The following is a 22,432-nucleotide window of genomic DNA, read 5'->3' on the forward strand; positions in this document are numbered from 1 at the left end:
GCGCGGAGGGAAAGGGCGGCATCATGCCACCCGGCAAAAATCAGGACCTGTTTGACAACAAACAGCGCTTCAATCCGTCTTCAAAGACCGAGGCGTTTTTCCCGGTAACTGCGTACGGCGTCGCCGAATGCCGCGAACAGTTTTTTCGACGGTCCGTCCGTCGCAACCCAATATTCCGGATGCCACTGGGTGGCGAGCACATAGCCGGGGCTGTCCGTAAGCGAGACCGCTTCGATGGTGCCGTCTTCCGCGAGGGCTTCGACGGTCAGGCCGTTGCCGAGGTCGCCGAGCGCCTGCCGGTGGAGGGAGTTGACCTCGAAAGGTTCCGCGCCGAGCACCTTTTCCAGGCCTCCGCCCGCAGTGACTTCAACCGGGTGGGCAATGCGGAAACGTTCTTCCTGATGTTCGGAAACCGGGGCACGGTGGTCCTTGCGCCCCTCGATCGCCTGGATTTCCGTCAGGAGCGTACCGCCCAGGGCGACGTTCAACTCCTGCATGCCGCGGCAGATGGCAAACACAGGAACGCCGCGTTCAACAGCGCGTTTGAGGAGCGGCATTGTCGTGGCATCGCGATCCGGGTCATACGGGCCATTTTCCTCCGTCGCTTCCTGGCCGTAGAGCTGAGGATTGACATTCGAGCGCGAGCCGGTTGCCAGAACGCCGTCGACCTGATCCAGCGCGGCGTCCAGATCGAGGTCCGGCCCAAGCGACGGCAGGATCATCGGAATGGCATCGGAGCCTTCCAGAACGGCCTGAAGATAGGTCGACACCGCAGCGTGCCAGTTGTAGCCTTCAAGGGCTTTCACATCTGCGGTTACCAGAACGAGCGGTTTGGTCATGTTGAGGCCTGTCGTACGCTGATCAAGACTGTTGGCAAGGTGTTCGGCGGAAGACTTCTAGGTCACAGAATCTAATCCAGCAATCCCAGATCCTGCGCAACCTTGTAAAGCTGTGCCGCATTCTTGTTGCCGACTTTTTCCCTGAGATTCAGACGGTGGGATTCGACGGTGCGGACACTGATGCCGAGCTGCTTGGCGACTTCCTTGTTCGGCTGGCCGCCGGCGATGGCGGTCAGCACCTGGCGTTCGCGTTCCGTCAGGCCATAGGGATCTTCCACCGGGGCCGATGTGGTCGCGCCGACAAGTGTCGGTCCGACAGCGGCGGAGAAGTAATAGCCGCCGGTTGCAACGCTGGTGATGGCGGTGATCATCTCGGCGGAGGAGATGTCCTTCAGGATGTAGCCACGGGCACCGGCCTGCACCACTCCGCGCACATATTCAGGATTGTCATAGACCGACAGGATCAGGACCGCTGTGTCGGGCAGGATCTTGCGCACCTGCCTTGCTGCCTCCAGCCCGTTCATCACGGGCATGGAGACATCCATGAGGAGAACGTCAGGGCGCAGAGCCTCGGCAAGGTTCACCGCCTCGAGGCCGTTGGTTGCCTCTCCGACCACTTCCAGGTCCGGCACCTTCTGCAACCGGGCGCGAATGCCGTCGCGGACAAGCTCGTGGTCATCGGCGAGCAGAACCCTTACGGGTTTGCCGGTCTGCCGAGATGCAGGCGAAGGTGAATGAGCTGTCATCTTCAGATCATGCCGCCTTTGCGAGCTGTTTGTCGAGTGGCATCTGCACCCATATCCGGGTGCCTCCTGAGGACCTGCGTTTCAGTGTCAGGCGGCCGCCGAAGGTCTCGATCCGTTCACGCATGTTACGGAACCCGAGGCCACCTGTCCTGGGCAGCGGGCGCGGCAGGCCGATGCCGTCGTCTTCCACGGACAGGACGAGGCTGTGCAGGCCGACTTTCAGGCTGATGGTGACTTCGGACGCCTTCGCATGGCGGGCAACGTTGGTCAGGCATTCCTGGACGACCCGGTAGAGCGCGGTTTTCGCCCCCTCGGACAGGCGGGTCTGACACTGGTCGGCTGTCACGTTGACGACGATGCCGGACTGGTTCTGGAATTCCTTGCCGAGACTACCAAGCGCAGCCGAAAGCCCCATGTCGTCCAGCACACTCGGCCGCAGGTCGCGGGAGATGCGGCGGACCTCGGCAATGGTGCCGTCGAGGGTCTTCAGGCATTTGGACGCCTGTGCCTGCAGTTCCGGGGTGCTCCCGGCCTCGCTGTGGATCATTTCGACGCCGTAGCGCACAGAAACGAGCAACTGGGAAATGCTGTCGTGAAGTTCGGTCGATACGCGTTTGCGTTCCTGTTCCTGAACCTGAAAGATCCGGTTGGTCAGTTCTTTCAGCCTGCTGTCGGCGAAGCGCTGCTCTGAAAAGCGTACGCCGGCGATCAGCAGACCGGCAATCACGATCGCCGCGAGCGTGATCATGAAGGTCACGAGCAGCGTCTGCCGGATGCTGTGGGCAATGTCGGCACGGATCGCGGCGACCTCGCGGGCGATGTCGTCGGTATAAAGGCCGGTCCCCAGCATCCAGCCCCATTTGTCGAGCAGGATGGCGTAGCCGAGTTTTTCCTCAACTGTTCCCGTGGAGGGTTTGTGCCAGACATACTGATGGAACCCGCCACCGGCCTGCGCGGCCTGGATCAGGTTGCGGATCACGTGATCGCCATTGTCGTCCTGAAGGTCCCACCAGTTGCCGCCGACCAGGTGAGGCAGCTTGGGATGGACGATGTTGGTTCCGTCGAGCGTGTAGACGAAGAAATAGCCGTCATAATCGAAGGTGAGGTGCTGCAGGATATCCTTGACCCGCGCCTGGGCTGCCTTGCGTCCTCCCGGTTCGTCGCGGTAGATCTGTTCTATAGAGGTCAGGGCCAGGCTGACATAGTTGCGGATCTCCTGTCTCTTGGCAGACAGGATGCGCTGCTCCACCGCCTGGGTCTGGGCGTTGATCAGTTCGCGCGACTGATAATAGGTCGTGCCACCGATCAGAAAGGACACCGCGATCAGGGGCAGGATCGTGATGAGCAGCAATTTGGTCTTGAACGTCACTGAAATCGCCCTTTCGTTGCGCGGGTTTCCAACGTGCCGTATTTCTATTGCGCGCGTTCGGTAGTATTACTGAAGAACTGCGCAGAACCACGAATAGCATACTGACCATCCGGTCAACTAGACATACTGCGAGATCGGTGCAAGTGTGTGCGCCGGTCCGATATCGGGTCCGTTTAGGGAGGAAACTAATGGATCGTCGTTCATTTATCAAAAAGGCTGGCCTTGGCGCTGGCGGTGTAGCTGCCGGCTCCGTACTGGCTGCTCCGGCAATCGCCCAGGGCACCAAGGAAATGGTGATCGTGTCCACCTGGCCGCGTGACTTTCCGGGTCTCGGTGTTCCGGCACAGCGCCTGGCAGCGCGTATCGCCGAGCTGACCGAAGGCCGCCTCAATGTGCAGTATTTCGCCGCTGGCGAGCGTGTCGGCGCGTTCGACTCCTTCGACGAAGTCGCATCCGGTAATGCTCAGGCCTACATCGGCGCTGACTATTACTGGAAGGGCAAGCACCCTGGCTGGGCCGCTTTCACGGCCGTTCCATTCGGTTTGACCTACACGGAAATGGATGCCTGGATCAAATTCGGCGGCGGTCAGGAACTGTGGGACGAGCTGGCCGGTGAATTCGGTCTGAAGAACCTTGCCATGGGCAACACGGGCGTCCAGATGGGCGGCTGGTTCAACAAGGAAATCGAGACCGCGGACGACCTGAAGGGTCTGAAGATGCGCATTCCGGGCCAGGGCGGCGACGTCATGGCGAAACTGGGCGCGTCTCCGGTGTCCCTGCCGGGCGGCCAGATCTACGAAAACCTGGTTTCCGGCGCGATCGACGCAACCGAGTGGGTTGGTCCGTTCAACGACTACTTCATGAAGTTCTACGAAGCTGCGAAGTACTACTACTACCCGGGCATGCATGAGCCGGGCGCGCAGCTGGCAATCGGCATCAACAAGAACTTCTGGGACGGCCTCGACAAGGTCGATCAGGAGATCATCAAGGCCGCTTCCGCTGAAGAGAACGCCAACACCATGGCGGAAACCAACGCCAACAACGGTGTCTATCTCCAGCGTCTCATCAATGAGCATGGCGTTGAGTTGCGCGAGTTCTCCGACGAGATCTACGACAGCTTCGGTGAAGCTGCGCAGGAAGTTCTCGAGGAAGCGATGGATCATTCCCCGCTTTCCAAGAAGATCTTCGAAAGCGTGATCAACGCGCGTCAGGAAATCGGCAGCTGGATGGCGATTTCCGATGTGGCGTACAGCAACAAGCGCAACCGTTTCCTCGGTATTCCGGAATAAGCGGAACTGCGTACAAAAGGGACGGGAGCAATCCCGTCCCTCTTTTATATGGACAAAGATAAAAAGGCTTAGCCACGATGACGGCCTTGGACATGGTTCAAGACGGCTCGCCTGTTGTGAAATCCGGTGAAGAGCCTTCGCCGGAAAGCGCCCGCATCTATCGCCTGTTCGGCTGGATCGTATTGGCCATCATGACGGCGTTTTTGCTCAACAACTATCTGACCTACTGGCAGGATCTGCCCGGTATCGCACCGATCTACGGCGGGGCGGCCAACGGCTCGCTACCGATCCTGTGGTCCTGGCTGCAGCTTGCGCTCTATGGCGCGCTGGTGCTCGGCGCTGTCGCCTATGTCCTGAAAAGCGGTTGGACCCTGCGCGAGGACAGCCGCAGGATCAGCGACATCAACGCCTTTCTCATCCGGGCGGCGTTCTTCGCCGTGCTCATTGTCGGTCTCACCGACAGCGTGATCTCGTTCCTGCGCATCGAGGATCTGCTGTCCGGCGTTGTCGGCAAGGAGCTTGCGGACGATCTCGGCCGCGCCCAGTTCCGCGGTCCCTATCTTCACATGCCGCTTATCGCCCTGTCCGTTGTCATTGCCGCCTTCACCCGCACGCTCGGCTTCACCTGGCTGGCGCTTCTGGTGGTTGTCGCCGAACTCTTTATCGTGATCGGGCGCTTCGTGTTTTCCTACGAGCAGGCGTTCCTGGCGGATCTGGTCCGCTTCTGGTACGCGGCGCTGTTCCTGTTCGCCAGCGCCTATACGCTGCTGGAGGAAGGTCACGTCAGGGTGGATGTCTTCTACGCGGGCCTGTCCACCAGGACCAAGGGCTACGTGAACGCCATCGGATCCGTGGTCCTCGGGATGAGCCTGTGCACCGTCATTCTAGTTATCGGCATGGGTGGCAAGCAGAACATCATCAACAGTCCTATCCTGACCTATGAAACGACACAGGCGGGCTTCGGCCTGTTCGTGAAATATCTGATGGCGGGCTTCCTCGGCGTGTTCGCCGTATCCATGATGATCCAGTTCGTGGCTTATTTCATGGATGCGGTTGCCGATATTCGCGGTGAACCGGGCGGCCGGGATCACGACAGCCATTCTGTTCAATAGCGCCGACGAGACCGCTCGATATGGAACTTTTATTCCTTCTTCTCCTAGTTCTCCTGATGGCGTTCGCGCTCGGTTCCGGTTTTCCGGTTGCCTTCGCCCTGCCAGGGTCCGCCATTATCACCATCGGCGTGGCGGCCGGAACGGGTTACCTTTTCGCGGGTGATACCGGTGCCTATTTCTCACATGGCGGCCCGGGTCAGTGGCTGAGCGCGGGGGTGACAAATTTCCGCGGCATCTACTGGGAGGCCGAGCGGGATACGCTGATAGCCATCCCGCTCTTCGTCTTCATGGGGATCATGCTGCAGCGGTCCAAGATCGCCGAGGACCTGCTGGTGACCATGGCGAGGCTGTTCGGACCGGTTCCGGGCGGTCTTGGCATTTCGGTGGTGTTCGTCGGCGCTTTGCTGGCCGCGACCACCGGCATCGTCGGCGCGACTGTGGTGGCCATGGGCCTGATCTCCCTGCCGGCCATGCTGCGCAACAAATATTCAGTGCCTCTGGCAACGGGCACAATCGCCGCGTCAGGTACGCTCGGCCAGATCATCCCTCCGTCCATCGTGCTCATCATCCTGGCCGACCAGCTTGCCAGCGCCGTCGATCAGGCCGGCTCGCTGCGCCAGACGCTTTACAAGTCGAGTACCGGCGAACTCTCCATGCCGTCCGACTTTTCCGTTGTTTCGACGAGCGCCGGGGAAATGTTCCTCGGGGCGTTCCTGCCCGGGCTGGTGCTGGTCGGGCTCTACATGCTGTTCATTCTCGGCTTCGCGCTGCTCAATCCGAAGTCGGCGCCGGCCGTCCATGAAGAGGGCACTTTCACGTGCCAGTTCGCGGGCAAGGTCGTTCTTACACTGGTGCCGCCGCTGTCGCTGATCTTCCTTGTGCTCGGCTCGATCGTAGCTGGCATCGCCACCGTCAACCAGGCAGGCGCCATCGGCGCCGTCGGCGCCATGGTGATGGCCGGATACCGGCTGCGGGACGGTGAGCGCGGGGCTTATTCCCCGGCGATCATCGCCATCCTGGCCCTGCTCGGCCTTGCCGTGGTCGTCAGTTTCTTCGGCTCGGTGAATGTCAAGCTGATCCAGTCCAGCGACGATCTGCTGGCATTGGTTCTGGCGATTATTGCCGTTTCCCTCTTGCTGATCGCGATCTTCTGGTCCGGCTGGCGCACTCTGAAATTGCAGAACACCCTGCGCGGTGTCATGGTGGAGACCGCCAAGACCACGTCTCTGGTGTTCATCATTCTGCTGGGCGCCGCCATGCTGACTTCCGCCTTCCGGGCTTTCGGCGGCGAGGAGCTGGTCAAGGACTTCCTGCAGGGTCTTCCGGGTGGGTTCTGGGCGCAGTTCCTGATTGTGATGCTGGTGATCTTCGTCCTCGGCTTCTTCCTCGACTTCATCGAGATTGCCGTCGTGGTGGTGCCGATCGTGGCGCCGATCCTGCTGGCGGATCCGGAAGCGAACATCACGGCCGTATGGCTGGGCGTGATGATCGGCCTGAACATCCAGACTTCGTTCCTGACGCCGCCCTTCGGTTTCGCGCTGTTCTATCTGCGCGGTGTCGCTCCGGCGGTGGTCAAGACACTGGACATGTACAAGGGCGTGATCGCCTTCATCTGTCTGCAGCTCGTTGCTCTGGGGATCGTCGGACTGTATCCGCAGCTGGTGAACTATCTGCCGAACCGGTCCACGCTCCTGTCGGAAACAGCGCCTCCACCGAAAAATCCGCGTCTGCAATATTGCATGGAATCCCTCGTTCATGAGCGTTTCCAGGAAAACGGTGCCGGTATTCTGGCGGCGATCCAATCCGCGGAAGCCATCGACACCAGTTACCTGGCGGAAGACCTGCGCGAGGATCTGGAGGAAGGCTTTGAAAAGGCCCGCCAGGCGATTCCGCTGATGCAGGCGATCAAGGATGCCGAAGTAAAGGTCGCGGAAGCTGCTGTTGCCTACAAGCCGGTTCATGTCGAGGTCCGCGCGCTTGAACGCGATGCCCTCAGGATCGAGGAGCGGATCGAAGAACTTGAAGTGATCGTCAGCCGGTCAGGCGGCACCGGTGTCTTCACAGAAGCGCAGGGTGACCGCGCCCGGGAAAGCATCGAGGTCCTTCAGGCCGAGCATGACGCTCTGCTGGCGCAAATTCCTTCTGACTGGAAGGATGTCTACGCGACATTCTCGAAGATCCAGAAAGAAGAAAACACGGCGCGCCTGACGTACCGGAGGACTGTGGATCAGGCCTATGAACCGGTTCTCGAACTGAAGGCGATCCTCGCCGATACCGATCTGGTGGCGAGTTTCCGGCCCGAGCTGGAAGCGCTGAAGGCGGAAGTGCCTGGTCTTGATCCGGAGGCGGCCGAGGACGCTATTTCCGAGATGCGGTCCAGGGTCGGTGACGCGGAAGGTACGAGTGATATCCGCAAAGGGTTGAGCGAGGCCCGCAAGATCATGCGCAGCCGTCAGCCGAACGCGGAAGAAGCGGTTGCCGAAATCGACAAGTCGATCGCCGCGCTTGATGCCGATCTGGCATGGCGTCAGAAGGCCGCAACGGAGATCCTGCCGCAGCTGTCCACCTATGATGCGGCGATCAGCGACACGATCGGCCTGCGTCAGCTGGACCGCCTGCCAACCGACATGGCCCTCGACGTCGCCGCCTGCCTTTCCAGTCATCGGGATGTCTCGCTGAGCTTCTAGGACATTTGCCGCCCCGGCCTGGTGCCGGGGCCGTTCTCCTTGCATTGAAGATCCCGGCTCAGGTCCGGGACAGCGCCCGAGGTGTTGCGTGTCCTGAAGGGATTACCCCCACTTCACATCGCAAGCGAGCATATAGCCGGAACCGTAGATGGTGCGGATGTGGGCGGGTTCGTTGTTGCGGGTGAGTTTCTTGCGGATGCGCGAGATGCGCACGTCGATCGAGCGGTCGAGGCTCTCGTCACGGCCGCCGTGTTCCAGAAGGTAGTCCCGCGTCAGAACCCGTTTCGGCGCTCGCAGCAGGGCTTCCAGAAGCGTCGCTTCGCCGGTGGACAGAAATGTTTCCTCGCCTTCCGGCGAGATCAGGCTGTGCGAGGAGGGCTGGTAGACCCACCCTTCGAAACGCGCCTGTTCCGCACCTCGTGCAGGCTTTTCGCTGCCCGATGCGCGGCGCAGAATGGAGCGGATGCGGGCGACGACCTCGCGCGGGTCGAACGGCTTGACCACGTAATCGTCCGCGCCGAGTTCCAGGCCCATGACGCGGTCGCTGGAGTGGCCTCGGGCGGAGAGAACGATGATCGGCACCGAGGATTGCCGGCGGATTTCGTTGATCAGGGCCATGCCTTCCATGTCGGGCAGGCCGAGATCGACGATGCAGGCATCGGGCTTGTCGTATTTGAGCGCGTCGAGCATCTGTGCGGCGGTCGAAAGCACCTGTCCCTGAATATTGAACTGGGTCATGGCGTCCAGCAGCAGGTTGCCGATTTCCGGTTCATCATCGACGATAAAGACCGTGGGTCTCGCCAGCGGTTCGGAATGTGTCTGCAAGGCTCGGTCCCTGATCATCTATGAAGCCGCGACTGGTGGCGTGGCAAGGATGGTGTGGAGTGTGTCCGCCAACTGGTCTTCCGCGAAGGGTTTTGCCAGAACCGGAAATTCGCACCCGGTGTCCTGTCCCGCAAGGGACGACCAGTCGGCGTAACCGGACATGAGTGCTATGGCGAGGTCGTCGCGTTTCTGGTGTATTTCACGGGCCAGCGCCAGGCCGTTGATTTGTCCGGGCATGATGATGTCGGTAAGAACGGCACGCAGTTCCGGAACGTCCAGGGCAAGGCTGCGTGCATCCTCCGCGCTTTCGGCGCGCAGGACCGAATAGCCGAGATTCTGCAACTGCTCGGTCACGGTGTTGGCGACATCGGGATCATCCTCGACCAGCAGCAGAAGTTCGCCCTGGCCGCGGGGTGGCCGGGCCCCTCGCGTTTCGGCCAGAGTTCCGCCGTCACCGGCTTCCAGTCGTTTCAGCGGCAGGTAAAGCGTCAGATAGGTGCCGATGCCGAGTGCGCTGCTGATCTGGATGGCGCCGCCGGACTGGCGAATGAAGCCATAGACCATCGACAGACCCAGGCCGCTGCCTGTGCCGAAGGTCTTGGTGGTGAAAAACGGCTCGAAAACCTGCAACTGGGTTTGCGCGTCCATGCCGCTGCCGGTGTCCTCCACGACGATCTGCGCATAAGCGCCCGGTGAAACGCCAAGCTCATCGGCTTCCCGCTTGGCAAGACGGGTTTCGGTGAGCGCGATGCGCAGGGTTCCGCCTTCCGGCATGGCGTCGCGCGCGTTGAAGGCAAGGTTGATCAGTGCCGTTTCCATCTGGGTGGGATCGATTCGAGCGGCAATGTCCAGGTTTTCGATTTCCGTCTCCAGAATGATGGCCGAGGGCAGGGAACCCTCCAGAAGCCTTCCGGCGCTGGCGATAACCCGGGCGAGAGAAACGGTCTGCGGGTCGATTGCCTTGCCGCGGCTGAAAAGCAGAAGGCGCTGGATCAGGTCGGAGCCGCGTTTGGTGGCCTCGAGCATCGGCGACAGCTTGGCGTCGAGTGTTTCCTTCGCGATCGGAGTGTCCATCCGGCCAAGGCTGAGCAGATTGCCCATCAGGATGGCGAGAAGATTGTTGAAATCATGGGCGAGGCCGCCTGTCAGCTTGCCGACCGCGTCCATGCGCTGCGATTGCACCAGCGCGGCTTCCGCCTGTTTCTGGTCGGTCGCATCCAGCGACAGAACGAAGATCCCGAGCGTGCGGCCATCCTGGGTCATGTCGGGGATAAGAGTGGAACGCATATAGGCGCTGGAGCCGTCGGGCCGTTCACGCTCGTATTCGTAGCTGACGGCGTTGCCCTCGAATGCGCGGTTGATATGCGGCTCCAGGATCTTGAAGAGTTCCTTGCCAACGACTTCCGGCGCGGGCCGGCCTGCGATCGACGCGACGGACTGGCCGAACCAGTCCGCATAGCGGCGATTGGCGAAGCGAAACACGGGACCGGGGGCAAGATAGGCGATCAGGGCGGGAATGTTGTCGGTCACCAGTCGCAGCCAATCCTCCGACTGCCGCAGCGCCCGGGTACGTTCTTCTACCGTGCGCTCCAGCTTTTCCTGGCGGCGCCGGTCCTCGGTCACGTCCCAATAGGTGGTTACGAAACCGCCCAGTGGCAGTGGTGTTCCGGACACCGCGATGATCTGGCCGTTTGGACGGATACGTTCGAAATAATGCGGTTCGAACAGTTCGGCGCGTTTCAGTCTCCGCTGGATCTTGCCCTCGATGTCGCCGGGCCCGTATTCCCCGCGCTCGGCATTTACCCGAAGGAATTCCTCAAGGTGGGTGCCACGCCGCGCCAACTCCTGCGGAAAATCAAGCATTTCCCACAGTCCGCGGTTCCAGGCGACCAGCCGCATGTCCGTATCGAAGACCGAAAAGCCCTGATTGATGTGATCGAGCGCGGCCTGCATCAGATCAAGCTGCGTCTTCAACTGCTGTGTTTCCTCCATGGGGGGAGACTAGAACAAAAGGACGGTCGACTGAACAGGTTTGGCATAGTCCGAATGGAGGGGCATGGTTGGCTGCGGAAAGCGTGGGATTGAAAGACCATTCGCGCCGGGCCGGATGTCCCAGCCGGAGCTTCTTACCTGCAGGTCCTCCGCCCCGGCCTTGAGCAGGAGCGCCTGTAATACCCGGAGGGTCCCGGCTCAAGGCCTGGACGGCGGCGTTGTTCAATATCAAGGGCTGAACAGATGAGGGTGTGAGCAGTGCTGATCGGTTACACGGGCTTTTCCGCGCAGATCGCATAGCGGTGCTGGGCCGCCCGTTCCAGACCTTTCAGGAACGGGAAGTCGCGCGCTTGCGCCTTTTTCACAGCAATCAGATTTCTGTCGATTCTGATGTTGGAGAACCCTGCTTCGGCCAGAAGGTCTGCCACTGCTTCCGCGCGGGCGCCTTTGCTGAAATACACCCGCGACAGGATACTGCGATGCATGTCTCTCATGTCCGGCGAACCGCCGGCCGTCTGGACCGGGTTTGGCGAAGACAATTTTTCCAGGATACGGGACAGCCCGGCCATGAGCCTTGAGACCAGACCTGCGTTGACGAAGTCCCCGTCGACGACCAGCAACCTGCCGCCCGGTTTGAGCACCCGGTACCACTCGCGAAAAGCGGCGTGAGGGTCGACCAGCGTCCAGACAAGATGTCTGCAGGCGACAACATCATAGCTGTCCGCAGGCTCCAGGGTCCGTTCGGCGTCGCCCATCAGGAAATGGATCGGGCGCTGCCGTGCCTGCGCCTTGGCTCGGGCACGCTCCAGCATCGGCTCCGCCCAGTCCATTCCTGTCACCGTGAACTGGAGCTCATCGAGCAGGTGGGAGATGACGCCAGTGCCGCAGGCAAGATCGAGAGCCCTGCGGCCGCCTCCCGGTCCCAGGTGGCGCTGAAACAGACCGTGCCAGGCGTTTCTCTCCTTCTCGGAGAAGATTTCGTGGCCGGGTTGGGTGTCGAAGGTTTCCGCCCGCTTGCCCCAGTATTTCCTGATCTCTTCCCTTAGATCGAAATTCGCCAGCGTCCCCGTGCCGCTCATGTCTGGGTTGGCCCTGTATGACTTGGAATCGTTCCAGAAGATAGAACTTGACTCATATACTCAGGAAAAATAGGAGAAAACAAGAGTATAAAACTCAAGTTAAATTCCAGATCCGAGGCAGATGTGAGATACGAAAACGTTTTTGCGGCTACCGCAATGTTGGCTGCAGTTCTTTTCCCGGCGGAGCTTATGGCCGCGGACACCGTGACGGTGACCGATATTGCCGGACGGACCGTCGAGGTTCAGGCTCCGGTGGAGAAAGTCATTCTCGGCGAAGGACGCCAGATCTATTTCACCGCTGCGCTGGATAGCGAAGAGCCCTTCAAACGTGTCGTCGGCTGGCGGGACGATTTCGAGAAGGCCGACAATGACGGCTATCACCAGTACCTGGAGAAATTTCCGCAGATGGCCGACCTGCCGACTTTCGGCGGCATGAAGAACGGCACGTTCGACATCGAACAGGCGGTTGCCCTCGAGCCGGATGTCATCATCCTGAACATCGATGCCAAGGAAGCGACGGAAGACGGCGGTTACATCGAGAAGCTGGCGAAAGTCGGCATTCCGGTCGTTTATGTCGACTTCCGTGACAAGCCGATGGAAAACACCGAGCCGTCCATGCGCCTGATCGGCAAGATCTTCGGCGAGGAACAGAAGGCCGAGGACTTCATCGCGTTCCGCGCCGCCGAGATTGAAAAGGTGACGGGCAAGCTGGCGGAACAGAGCGATCTGACTCGCCCGGTCGTGTTCATGGAGCGGGCCGGAGGCTATTCCGATGACTGCTGCATGTCCTTCGGAAACGAGAACTTCGGCAAGATGGTGGAAATCGCCGGTGGCGTGAACTTGGCTGGAGACATCATTCCCGGCACCTTCGGCACCGTGAATCCGGAGCAGGTCATCGCGGCCAACCCGGACCACGTCATCGTAACCGGCGCCAACTGGGAACTTTATGTACCCGGCGGCAACTGGGTGGGTGTCGGCAGCGGTGCGGATCCGGAGGTTTCGGCCACGAAACTGGCCAATCTCATGGAGCGTCCCGGCTTTACGGGCGTCAAGGCGGTGCAGGACAACAATGTTCATGCCATCTGGCACCAGTTCTACAACAGCCCCTACCAGTTCGTCGCGATCCAGCAGATCGCCAAGTGGCTGCACCCGGAACTGTTTGCCGATCTTGATCCGGATGCGACCTTCAAGGAGCTGCATGAACGCTTCCTGCCGGTCGAATATCGGCCCGGCTATTTCGTGTCGCTGAAAACAGACGGCTGACATGCCAGTGACCGACACGGTTACAGCAGGGACGGGGCGCGGTCTTTACCGCGCCCTTGCCTTTCGGCGGATTGTTCTGATCTGCGGCCTGTTCGCGGCGCTGGCAACCACCTTCTGCATCGATCTGGCGCTCGGGCCGGCGCGCTACCCGCTGGAGGAAGTGCTCTCGGCGCTGTTTTTCCCGTCGGAGGCCGCGCTTCAGACGCGCGTGGTTATCTGGGACATCCGTATGCCGATCGCGCTGATGGCGGTGTCCGTCGGCGGTTGCCTGTCGCTGGCCGGTGCGCAGATGCAAACCATCCTTGCCAACCCGCTCGCCAGTCCGTTCACGCTCGGCATTTCCGCCGCGGCCGGCTTCGGCGCCGCGCTCGGATTGGTGGCGGGCGTCGCGATTTTTCCGGCTGCCGTGCAGTATATGGTGCCGATCAACGCCTTCATCATGGCGATGGCTGCCTCGCTGTTCATCTATGCCTTTTCCACCTTCCGGGGTGTGAGCGTGCAGACCATCGTGCTGCTTGGCATCGCCCTGGTGTTCACGTTCAACGCGCTGCTGTCGCTGCTGGAATACCTTGCCTCCGAACAGGCGCTGGCGGCTGTGATCTTCTGGACCATGGGCTCGCTTACCAAGGCGACCTGGACCAAGGTCGCAGCCACCTTCGCGGTGCTGATCGTCTGTGTGCCGTTCTTCGCCCGCCATTCCTGGGCGCTGACGGCCCTGCGGCTCGGTGACGTCAAGGCGGCAAGTTTCGGCGTCAACATCCGCTCGCTGCGCCTGAAGACCCTGATCGGTGTCAGTCTGCTGGCGGCCATTCCGGTGTCCTTCGTCGGCACCATCGGTTTCGTCGGCCTTGTCGGGCCGCATGTCGCGCGCATGCTGGTCGGCGAGGATCAGCGTTTCTTTCTGCCCGCGGCGATCCTGTGCGGATCGCTGATGCTGTCGGCAACGTCGGTGGTCTCCAAGATGCTGCTGCCGGGCGCGGTTCTGCCCATCGGTGTGATTACGGCGCTGGTCGGTGTGCCGTTCTTTTTCGCGCTCATCTTCGCCGACAGGAAAAACTCATGGTAGCGCTCCGCCTTGACGATCTCGGCGCGAAATACGGTGCCCGGAACGGTTCCGGGCTGGCCGTCGAAGGCGTCGCCACTCCGGAGCTTGCCGGTGGTGAACTGACCGCGGTGATCGGTCCCAACGCGGCAGGCAAGTCGACCCTGTTCAAGCGCATCGCCGGGCTTTTGAGCGGGCCGGGCATGGTGCATCTGGATGGTGCGGGCTCGGCGCCCCAGGACGCCATCCGCTATATGCCCCAGGACACCAGCGCCAATGCGGTGCTGACGGTCTATGAATCCATTCTGCTTGCGGCCAAGCAGGGCGGCGGCTGGCGGGTGCGCGATCATGAACTGACCGCCATCGATCATCTGCTGACGTCGCTTCAGATCACGGATATCGCCTTTCGCAATCTCGGCGAGTTGTCCGGTGGGCAGCGTCAGCTTGTCTCCATTGCCCAGGCCCTTGTGCGGGACCCGGAAGTTCTTTTGATGGACGAGCCGACGTCGGCGCTGGATCTCTATCGGCAGGTCGAGGTGCTGAGTTATATGCGCGGTCTCGCGCGGCAGAAGAACATGCTCGTGCTGATCGCCCTGCACGACCTCAACCACGCCCTGCGCTACTGCGAGAGCACACTGGTGATCGCAGGTGGCAGGCTGGTCGCGGCCGGCCCCAGCAGAGAGGTGATCACAGCCGACCTGATGCGCGACATCTACAGGGTCGAGGCGCGCATCGAGACCTGCTCGCGCGGTGAGGCGCATATCATTATCGACCGGTCGGCGGCGTGACGAGGCGACTGCAATAGTATCCGCTTCGCGCCAGCTACTTACTTGCAAGAAGGAAAAGCACGTCAAATGGGTCCCCATCTCCTGCAAATGCTCTATCGCAAACATGGCGAAGGCATGCGCCGTTCCGTAAGGAACAGGTGCGCGCTCTGCCTGATGTCATTGCTTCTCCCGATAGCGGCTGCGGCCGAGCCCGTGCATATCCCCGGTCCGCAGGGACATTTCGAGGCGGAAATGATCGCTGTCGAGGGGGCGGATCACGCCGTTGTCATCATCCCCGGATCCGGGCCGACCGACCGGGACGGAAATTCGGCGTCGATGGGGATGATGTCCGACAGCTACAAGATGCTTGCCGAAGACCTGTCCCGCCTCGGCGTGGCCTCTCTGCGCATCGACAAGCGCGGGTTCTTCGGCAGTGCGTCCGCCTTGTCCGATCCGAACGACGTGACCATCAAGGCTTATGCGGAAGATGCCCGGCGTTGGGTCGAAAAGGCGTCCGATCTCGCCCCTTGCGTATGGCTTGCCGGCCACTCGGAAGGCGGCCTTGTCGCGCTGGTGGCGGCCGTGGAACCGCCGGAGGCCCTGTGCGGGCTTGTCCTCATGGCGGCACCGGGACGACCCATCGGGCAACTGATGATCGAGCAGTTCGAAGCCACCCCCGGGGCCGCGCCGATTCTGCCCCAGCTCCGCTCCGTCGTCGCGGACCTGGAAGCAGGCCGTTACCAGGATCCGGAACAGTTATCGCCGATCCTGCGGCCGCTTTTTTCCACCGGATTGCAGCGTTACATGATCGACCTGTTTTCCCATGATCCGGCAGCCATCGCCGCGAAGTGGCAGGGGCCCGCGCTGATCGTTCAGGGCGATGCGGATGTGCAGGTTCGCATGGTGGATGCCGACCTGCTTCAAACCGCGCTGCCACAGGCGCAGCGGCTGGTCCTTTCAGGTGCAACCCATATGCTCAAGGCCGATGTGGCGGGGCAGCCTGCCGCCACTTACACAGACCGCACTCTTCCCCTGCATGAGGATCTTGTGCCGGGCATCGTCCGGTTTCTGGAAGAGTTTTCGAAACCTTAGGGTGGAGAGCGTCAACCATTCGATGCTGTGATCGGGTCAGGTCAGCTCGTTCACACCGGCCGGTGTTTCGATCTGAGCCCGGTAGCGGATTTCGCGGCCTTTCACGATCCTGGGCGGGCGATCGACCGCAAGGACGCGGTAAAGCTTTTCGATGGCGGCGGGATCCGGATGCTCGAGCGTAAGTGTACGAAGGCGTGCGCCCAATTCGGGTATGTCCTCCATCGACGTCGGGTCGTCGCGATGGTCGATCAGCGAAGGCAGGGCGCCGTCGGCGGGAAGCGTTCCGTTTTCGGGGATGGTAAAGGCGAAGGCCGGATTTTCCGGCGGCAAGGGAACCTCGCTGCCGAAGACCGCCCCGTGTGTCGCGACAATCGCTCTCAGATCATTCGTTGCTGCAACCCAGCCCCGCAGCCGCCTGCCTTCGTCCCAGTCCTGTCTCACCGCCTCCTGATCGTCCAGACCGAACCAGCGCGCCCGTCCGGGTGCTCTGCCGTCCGGGTCGAGCGCGACAATTTCCAGATAGACTCCGTTGCCAAGCTGAAGCCGGTGATTGTGGGTGCCCATGTAGTGGTGGCGGGTTCCGAATGGTACGTCGAGAGACAGACAGTCGCGGACATGGGCGACTCCTTCACGAAGTGTCGGGGCAATCACGGTGATGTGGTCAAACTTGAGCATTCGCGGTGGACTCCAGGGCGGCAGGGCAAGGAGATATGACCCCATTGCAATGCCTCTGGCCAGAGCGGAGACCGTTCTGATCTTCAGTAAATGCCGTTCCGGCCCTTGCATTGGCCGCTGCGGATGAATAGCTCCGGAGCAAGGAGCTTTTCATGAAAAATTTCTCACTGCTCGATCTGTCGCCGGTGCCGGAAGGCAAGACTGCCGCCGATGCCCTCGCCAATACGGTCGATCTGGCCCGTGCGGCGGAGAAGGCCGGTTATCATCGCTACTGGCTGGCCGAACATCACAACATGCCCGGCATCGCCAGCGCGGCTACCGCCGTGGTGATCGGCCATGTCGCGGCGGCCACGAGCACCCTGCGCATCGGTGCCGGCGGGATCATGCTGCCCAACCACGCGCCGCTGGTGGTAGCCGAACAGTTCGGCACACTGGCAACGCTCTATCCCGGCCGGATCGATCTCGGCCTGGGCCGCGCGCCGGGCACCGACATGGCAACCGCACGGGCGCTGCGCCGGCACATGGCGCCGGAGGACAGTTTCCCGCAGGATGTGGCGGAACTCATCGGTTATTTCGGCGACGCGGAGGAAGGTTCTTCCGTGCGGGCCATCCCGGGTGAGGGCACTCATGTGCCGGTCTGGATCCTTGGTTCAAGCCTTTACGGCGCGCAGCTTGCCGCCTATCTGGGTCTGCCCTATGCCTTTGCCTCGCATTTCGCCCCGGACATGCTGGAAGAAGCGCTCTCGATCTACCGCTCCTCGTTCCAGCCCTCCGAAACGCTTGCCGAACCCTATGCGATGATGGCGGCAGGCGTCTGCGCGGCGGAGACCGATGAAGAGGCTACCTACCTGCGCTCCTCGCAGATCCTCGCCTTCGCCCGTCTGCGCAACGGCCGCCCCGGCACGCTGCCCCTGCCAACGGATGATCTTTCGACCGAGATCCCCGCGCCGGTGATGGCGCAGGTCAACCACGCCCTGTCCTGTTCCGCGACAGGGTCGCCGGCTACCGTGAGGGACCGGCTGCAGAGCCTGATCGAAACCCACCGGCCGGACGAACTGATGGTGACGGGCATGATGCACGATCCGGCGGCAAGGGTGCGCTCGTTCGAGATCGCGGCGGAGGTCCTGGCGGACTTGCGCGAGGTGTCAAAGGTGGCATGAGCCGGAGGTGCATGCCGCTGGTTTTGCTCGGCTCAGCAAACCGGCTGTCCTGCATGACAAAGACCTGGATTGCTCGAAATCAGCGTCCCATTCAAAATCGCCAAACCATCGGGTTTTTCAACGGAATACCCGCACAGTCGCCCTTGGTGCATCTTGCCGCGAACGACAGCTTTTCAGGCCGACCCGAAAACCAGCAAGCGACCGATCTGAAGTCACGGCGCAGAGGTAGGGTGGACAGGTGTTTGATGTCTGTCCCGGACCGACAACGACCGCCTAGCGGACCTTCGGGAAAGGCCGCTTCGCCGGTTGATGTTCAAACCTGCCTTTCCCCGCGCCTTCTCCTCCCACCCCTTCGCACCCGCAGCGCAATTGCAACAATTCGACATGATTGAAACATACTGCTGCAAATCCGGACCCCTAGCTTCCTGTCGTCGGCCGTGAAACGGGCTGTTGCGCAACTTCCGGCAAATTACCGGTTGAAGGTTGCGGCGGCAGGGCGTTTCATGGGCAGGCAGGAAACGATCCCGGAAAAACCGGGGCACTTTCAGAGATCAACCTGCGGTCATGCAATGGGCGCAGATAAGTTGATCGGGATAAAAACGAGATCAGCCCGCACCTGGTTTCCGGGTGCGCAAAATCTGATCGCACAAGAATGGATGAAGCGTCTGGTCCGTGCTCCTTCGAACGCGGGATGCTTCAGGGGAAGAAACGACATATGGTTGGGTCGGCCAGCGCGTCAGCGCGTGGGGAGGACACCTTTCCGAAAATTCTGCTGCACAACGCGCAGGTGTTCGGGGACCGGACAGCGTTCCGGGAAAAGGATTTCGGGATCTGGCAGAGCTGGACCTGGTCCGAGGTGGCAGAAGAAATCCGCGCATTTTCCATCGGGTTGCAGTCGCTCGGCCTCAAGGCCGGAGACAAGATCGCAATTGTCGGAGCGAACCGGCCGCGGCTCTACTGGGCCATGGTTGCCGCACAGGCGATCGGGGCGGTGCCGGTGCCGGTCTATGCCGACAGCGTCGCGGAAGAAATGGCCTATGTGCTTGGCCATGGGGAAGTCGTCTTCGCGATCGTCGAAGATCAGGAGCAGGTCGACAAGCTCTTGTCCATGTCGGAAGAAGTGCCGTCGCTCAAACACGTGATCTATGACGAGGCGCGCGGCCTGCGCGACTACGATCACAGCCACCTCCACAGCTACGCATCGGTCCAGGACAAGGGGCGCGTCTTGCAAGGCCAGTTCGCGTCTCTCAAGGTCGAGTGGGAACAGGGTTTCGCGACCGGCAAGGGCTCGGACATTGCCGTGATGCTGTATACGTCGGGCACCACCGGCCGCCCCAAGGGCGTCATGCTGTCCTTCGACAATCTCGTGATCTCGGCGCGCAACGGCAATGAGTTCGACCAACTTGACGAGACCGAGGAAGTGCTCGCCTATCTGCCGATGGCCTGGATCGGCGATCATGTGTTTTCGCTCGCCCAGGCCTTCACGGCCGGTTACTGCGTCAACTGCCCGGAAGGCATGGACACGATCGATGTCGACAGGCGCGAGATCGCGCCGACCTATTTTTTCGCGCCGCCGCGGGTCTTCGAGACCATGCTGACGATGATCATGGTCAACATGGAAGATACCGGGAAGGCCAAGCGCGCCATGTTCGATTACTTCATGGGGGTGGCGCGCAAATTTGGCGAGAAGATCCTCAACGGCGAAGACGTTTCGCTAAAAGGCCGGCTGCTGTACCGGCTCGGCGAGTTCTTCGTCTACGCCCCGCTCAAGAACCGTATGGGCCTCACCCGCATGAAGGTCGGCTACACCGCCGGGGAGGCGATCGGGCCGGAGATCTTCCAGTTTTACCGCTCGCTCGGCCTGAATCTGAAACAGCTTTACGGCCAGACGGAAGCCAGCGTCTATATCACCCTGCAGCCGGATGGCGAGATCTTCGCCGACACGGTTGGCAAGCCTGCGCCGGATGTGGAGCTCAAGATCGCCGAAAGCGGCGAGGTCATGTATCGTTCGCCGGGGGTTTTCGTCGGCTATTTCAAGAACGACGCGGCCACCGGGGAAACCAAGACGGCGGATGGCTGGGTGCATACGGGCGATGCCGGCATTATTGCCGACAACGGTCATTTGAAGATCATCGACCGGGCCAAGGACGTCGGCAAGCTGACGGGCGGCGCTCTGTTCGCGCCCAAATATATCGAGAACAAGCTCAAGTTCTTCCCCAACATCAAGGAAGCCGTGGCGTTCGGTCACGAGCGGGACCGGGTCGGGGTGTTCATCAACATCGATCTGACCGCCGTCGGTTCCTGGGCGGAACGCAACAACGTCAATTACGCCTCCTATCAGGAACTGGCCGCGCATCCGGATGTCTACGCGATGATCGAAAGCCATGTGGAACAGGTCAACCGGGACCTGTCGCGCGAGCCGATGATGGCCGGCGCCCAGATCAGGCGTTTCCTGATCCTGCACAAGGAACTGGATGCGGATGACGGTGAACTGACACGGACCCAGAAGGTGCGCCGCAGTTTCATCGCTGAGCGCTACGGGCCCCTGATCGAGGCGCTTTATGATGGCTCGGCCAGCAAGTACGTCAAGACGGAAGTGACCTTCGAGGACGGCCGCAAGGGCGCGATCGAGGCGACGGTCGAGATCCGCGACATGGCTTTCCATGACGCCGGAACGGCCAGCAGGGAGGCCGCCGAATGAACGCTTTTGTTGCCGACGAGGCATTGACGCCGGCGGGCCCTGATGCAAGCGGAGAGCCCGAGGTTCTGCTCAGGGTCGACAACGTGTCGCTGGCCTTCGGCGGAGTGAAGGCGATCACCGATATCTCCTTCGATATCCGCAAGGGCGAGATCCGGGCGATCATCGGGCCAAACGGCGCCGGCAAGACCTCCATGCTCAACGTCATCAACGGCTTCTATCATCCGCAGGAAGGCACCATCACCTGGCGCGGAAAAGTCCGGCGCAAGATGAAGCCTTATGAGGCGGCCAGCCAGGGAATCGCCCGCACCTTCCAGAATGTGGCGCTGTTCAAGGGCATGACGACGCTGGACAACATCATGTCCGGCAGGACCCTGAAAATGCATCGCAACTTTTTCTGGCAGGTCCTGTGGCGCGGTCCGGCGGAGCGCGAGGAGATCGAACACCGCAAGAGGGTCGAGGATATCATCGACTTCCTGGAAATCCAGGCGATCCGCAAGACGCCGGTCGGCCGGCTGCCTTACGGTCTGCAAAAGCGGGTCGAGCTCGGCCGGGCGCTTGCCATGGAGCCGGAGCTGCTGCTGCTCGATGAGCCGATGGCAGGCATGAACCTGGAAGAAAAAGAAGACATGAGCCGTTTCATCATCGATGTGAATCAGGAATTCGGCACCACCATCGCCCTGATCGAACACGACATGGGCGTCGTCATGGATCTTTCCGACCGGGTGGTCGTGCTCGATTACGGCAAGAAGATCGCGGACGGGCCCCCCGAAGAGGTTCAGGCCAGCCAGGCCGTCATCGATGCCTATCTCGGCGTCAGTCACTAACGAAGGGGGTAACGTCATGCTCTACGACATATTCATCGATCCCTTCGTACAAATGTACGACATGCCGGATTTCTTTCTGCAGGTGCTGTGGGAAGGCTTCGTCGCGGGAATTCTCTATGCGTTGATCGCGCTCGGTTTCGTGCTGATTTTCAAGGCGTCCGGCGTCTTCAACTTCGCACAGGGCATCATGGTGGTGTTCGCCGGGCTGACGCTGGTTGGCTTTCACGAAAACGGCGTGCCGGCCTATATGGCCCTGGTCCTGACCGTCATCGTGATGGGCATCCTGGCCTACGGGGTGGAACGGATCGTCATGCGGCCGCTGGTCAACCAGCCGGAGATCATCCTGCTGATGGCGACCATCGGGCTGACCTATTTTCTCGTCGGTTTCGGCGAGTTCGTCTTCGGCGGTGAGCCCAAGCAGATGATCACCGAGGAACTTGGCCTGCCGACCGGCTCGACGGCGTTCGAGATCGGCGAGCGCGGATTGATCATCCTGCAGCATATCGACATCGCGGCGGCCGTTATCGCCGTGATCATGGTGACCGCACTCGGCATCTTCTTCAACAAGACCCGTATCGGTCGGGCGCTCAGGGCCGTGGCCGACGATCACCAGGCGGCATTGTCGGTGGGCATCTCGCTCAACCAGATATGGGCGATCGTCTGGTTCGCCGCAGGGCTGGTGGCGCTGGCGACAGGCATCATGTGGGGCGCGCGTTCCGATGTGTCCTTCGCCCTGGAAATCGTCGCCTTCAAGGCACTGCCGGTGCTGATACTCGGTGGCTTCACATCGATCCCGGGCGCCATCGTCGGCGGCCTGATCATCGGCTTCGGCGAAAAGATCGGCGAGCTTTACTGGGGCGGCCTCGTCGGTGGCGGCATCGAATCCTGGCTCGCCTACATCATCGCCCTGGTCTTCCTTCTGTTCCGGCCGCAGGGCCTGTTCGGCGAACGCATCATCGAGCGGATTTAG

The 22,432-nt window shown here is 61.2% G+C and carries 18 protein-coding genes; 11 read left to right on the forward strand and 7 right to left on the reverse strand.

The features are described from left to right. Positions 1-80: 80 nt before the first annotated feature. The 3 genes from OA90_RS09035 to OA90_RS09045 all read right to left on the reverse strand — a co-directional run bounded on the left by OA90_RS09035 (position 81) and on the right by OA90_RS09045 (position 2,954). Complete coding sequence (locus tag OA90_RS09035; RefSeq protein ID WP_068409609.1) at positions 81-839, reverse strand: gamma-glutamyl-gamma-aminobutyrate hydrolase family protein; 759 nt, start codon at positions 837-839, stop codon at positions 81-83. Positions 840-910: 71 nt separating this feature from the next. Beyond that, positions 911-1,585: a response regulator transcription factor gene (locus OA90_RS09040; protein ID WP_068409611.1), complete on the reverse strand. Its 675-nt coding sequence runs from the start codon at positions 1,583-1,585 to the stop codon at positions 911-913. A gap of 7 nt (positions 1,586-1,592) precedes the next feature. Continuing rightward, entirely contained in the window at positions 1,593-2,954 is a 1,362-nt protein-coding gene (locus OA90_RS09045) for a cache domain-containing protein (protein ID WP_068409613.1), read from the reverse strand. Between the two features lie 188 nt (positions 2,955-3,142). Here OA90_RS09045 and OA90_RS09050 point away from each other — a divergent pair, with 188 nt between their 5' ends. From OA90_RS09050 to OA90_RS09060, 3 genes are all read left to right on the forward strand, one after another. Then, a complete protein-coding gene (locus OA90_RS09050) occupies positions 3,143-4,243 on the forward strand; it encodes a TRAP transporter substrate-binding protein (protein WP_068409615.1) in 1,101 nt (366 codons plus the stop codon). Between the two features lie 77 nt (positions 4,244-4,320). After that, on the forward strand, positions 4,321-5,355 hold the full coding sequence (locus OA90_RS09055) for a TRAP transporter small permease subunit (RefSeq protein WP_068409617.1): 1,035 nt from the start codon (positions 4,321-4,323) through the stop codon (positions 5,353-5,355). Positions 5,356-5,375: 20 nt separating this feature from the next. Next, positions 5,376-8,042: a TRAP transporter large permease subunit gene (locus tag OA90_RS09060; protein WP_068409619.1), complete on the forward strand. Its 2,667-nt coding sequence runs from the start codon at positions 5,376-5,378 to the stop codon at positions 8,040-8,042. Positions 8,043-8,144: 102 nt separating this feature from the next. On the opposite strand, the gene OA90_RS09065 is transcribed toward OA90_RS09060, so the two are convergent. From OA90_RS09065 to OA90_RS09075, 3 genes are all read right to left on the reverse strand, one after another. Then, positions 8,145-8,867 carry a response regulator transcription factor gene (locus OA90_RS09065; protein WP_208986046.1) on the reverse strand — a complete coding sequence of 241 codons (723 nt, stop codon included), beginning with the start codon at positions 8,865-8,867 and terminating at the stop codon, positions 8,145-8,147. 18 nt (positions 8,868-8,885) lie between these two features. Continuing rightward, positions 8,886-10,841 (reverse strand): PAS-domain containing protein, encoded by a 1,956-nt coding sequence (locus OA90_RS09070; RefSeq protein WP_208986047.1) that lies wholly within the window; start codon positions 10,839-10,841, stop codon positions 8,886-8,888. Positions 10,842-11,128: 287 nt separating this feature from the next. Next, entirely contained in the window at positions 11,129-11,938 is an 810-nt protein-coding gene (locus tag OA90_RS09075) for a class I SAM-dependent methyltransferase (RefSeq protein WP_068409625.1), read from the reverse strand. 189 nt (positions 11,939-12,127) lie between these two features. On the opposite strand from OA90_RS09075, the gene OA90_RS09080 reads away from it, so the two are divergent. The 4 genes from OA90_RS09080 (at position 12,128) to OA90_RS09095 (ending at position 16,102) form a co-directional block, all read left to right on the forward strand. Further along, positions 12,128-13,201 (forward strand): ABC transporter substrate-binding protein, encoded by a 1,074-nt coding sequence (locus OA90_RS09080; RefSeq protein WP_244274573.1) that lies wholly within the window; start codon positions 12,128-12,130, stop codon positions 13,199-13,201. Between the two features lies 1 nt (position 13,202). Beyond that, entirely contained in the window at positions 13,203-14,267 is a 1,065-nt protein-coding gene (locus OA90_RS09085; RefSeq protein WP_068409628.1) for an iron ABC transporter permease, read from the forward strand. Then, on the forward strand, positions 14,261-15,031 hold the full coding sequence (locus OA90_RS09090) for an ABC transporter ATP-binding protein (protein WP_068409630.1): 771 nt from the start codon (positions 14,261-14,263) through the stop codon (positions 15,029-15,031). Before OA90_RS09085 ends, OA90_RS09090 begins: the two co-directional genes overlap by 7 nt. A gap of 153 nt (positions 15,032-15,184) precedes the next feature. Then, positions 15,185-16,102, forward strand: a complete 918-nt coding sequence (locus OA90_RS09095) for an alpha/beta fold hydrolase (RefSeq protein WP_208986048.1) — start codon at positions 15,185-15,187, stop codon at positions 16,100-16,102. Between the two features lie 36 nt (positions 16,103-16,138). Here the strand turns inward: OA90_RS09095 and OA90_RS09100 are convergent, their stop codons facing one another. Continuing rightward, positions 16,139-16,777 (reverse strand): VOC family protein, encoded by a 639-nt coding sequence (locus tag OA90_RS09100; protein ID WP_068409631.1) that lies wholly within the window; start codon positions 16,775-16,777, stop codon positions 16,139-16,141. 152 nt (positions 16,778-16,929) lie between these two features. Here OA90_RS09100 and OA90_RS09105 point away from each other — a divergent pair, with 152 nt between their 5' ends. The 4 genes from OA90_RS09105 (at position 16,930) to OA90_RS09120 (ending at position 22,432) form a co-directional block, all read left to right on the forward strand. Further along, positions 16,930-17,937: an LLM class flavin-dependent oxidoreductase gene (locus OA90_RS09105; protein ID WP_068409632.1), complete on the forward strand. Its 1,008-nt coding sequence runs from the start codon at positions 16,930-16,932 to the stop codon at positions 17,935-17,937. 715 nt (positions 17,938-18,652) lie between these two features. Next, the gene (locus OA90_RS09110) at positions 18,653-20,638 is read left to right on the forward strand and encodes an AMP-binding protein (protein WP_068409633.1); all 1,986 of its coding nucleotides are present in this window, start codon (positions 18,653-18,655) and stop codon (positions 20,636-20,638) included. Next, positions 20,635-21,462 (forward strand): ABC transporter ATP-binding protein, encoded by an 828-nt coding sequence (locus tag OA90_RS09115; RefSeq protein ID WP_068409634.1) that lies wholly within the window; start codon positions 20,635-20,637, stop codon positions 21,460-21,462. Before OA90_RS09110 ends, OA90_RS09115 begins: the two co-directional genes overlap by 4 nt. Positions 21,463-21,478: 16 nt before the next feature. Further along, complete coding sequence (locus OA90_RS09120; RefSeq protein ID WP_068409636.1) at positions 21,479-22,432, forward strand: branched-chain amino acid ABC transporter permease; 954 nt, start codon at positions 21,479-21,481, stop codon at positions 22,430-22,432.

Source organism: Labrenzia sp. OB1 (assembly GCF_001624695.1).
GTDB lineage: Bacteria > Pseudomonadota > Alphaproteobacteria > Rhizobiales > Stappiaceae > Roseibium.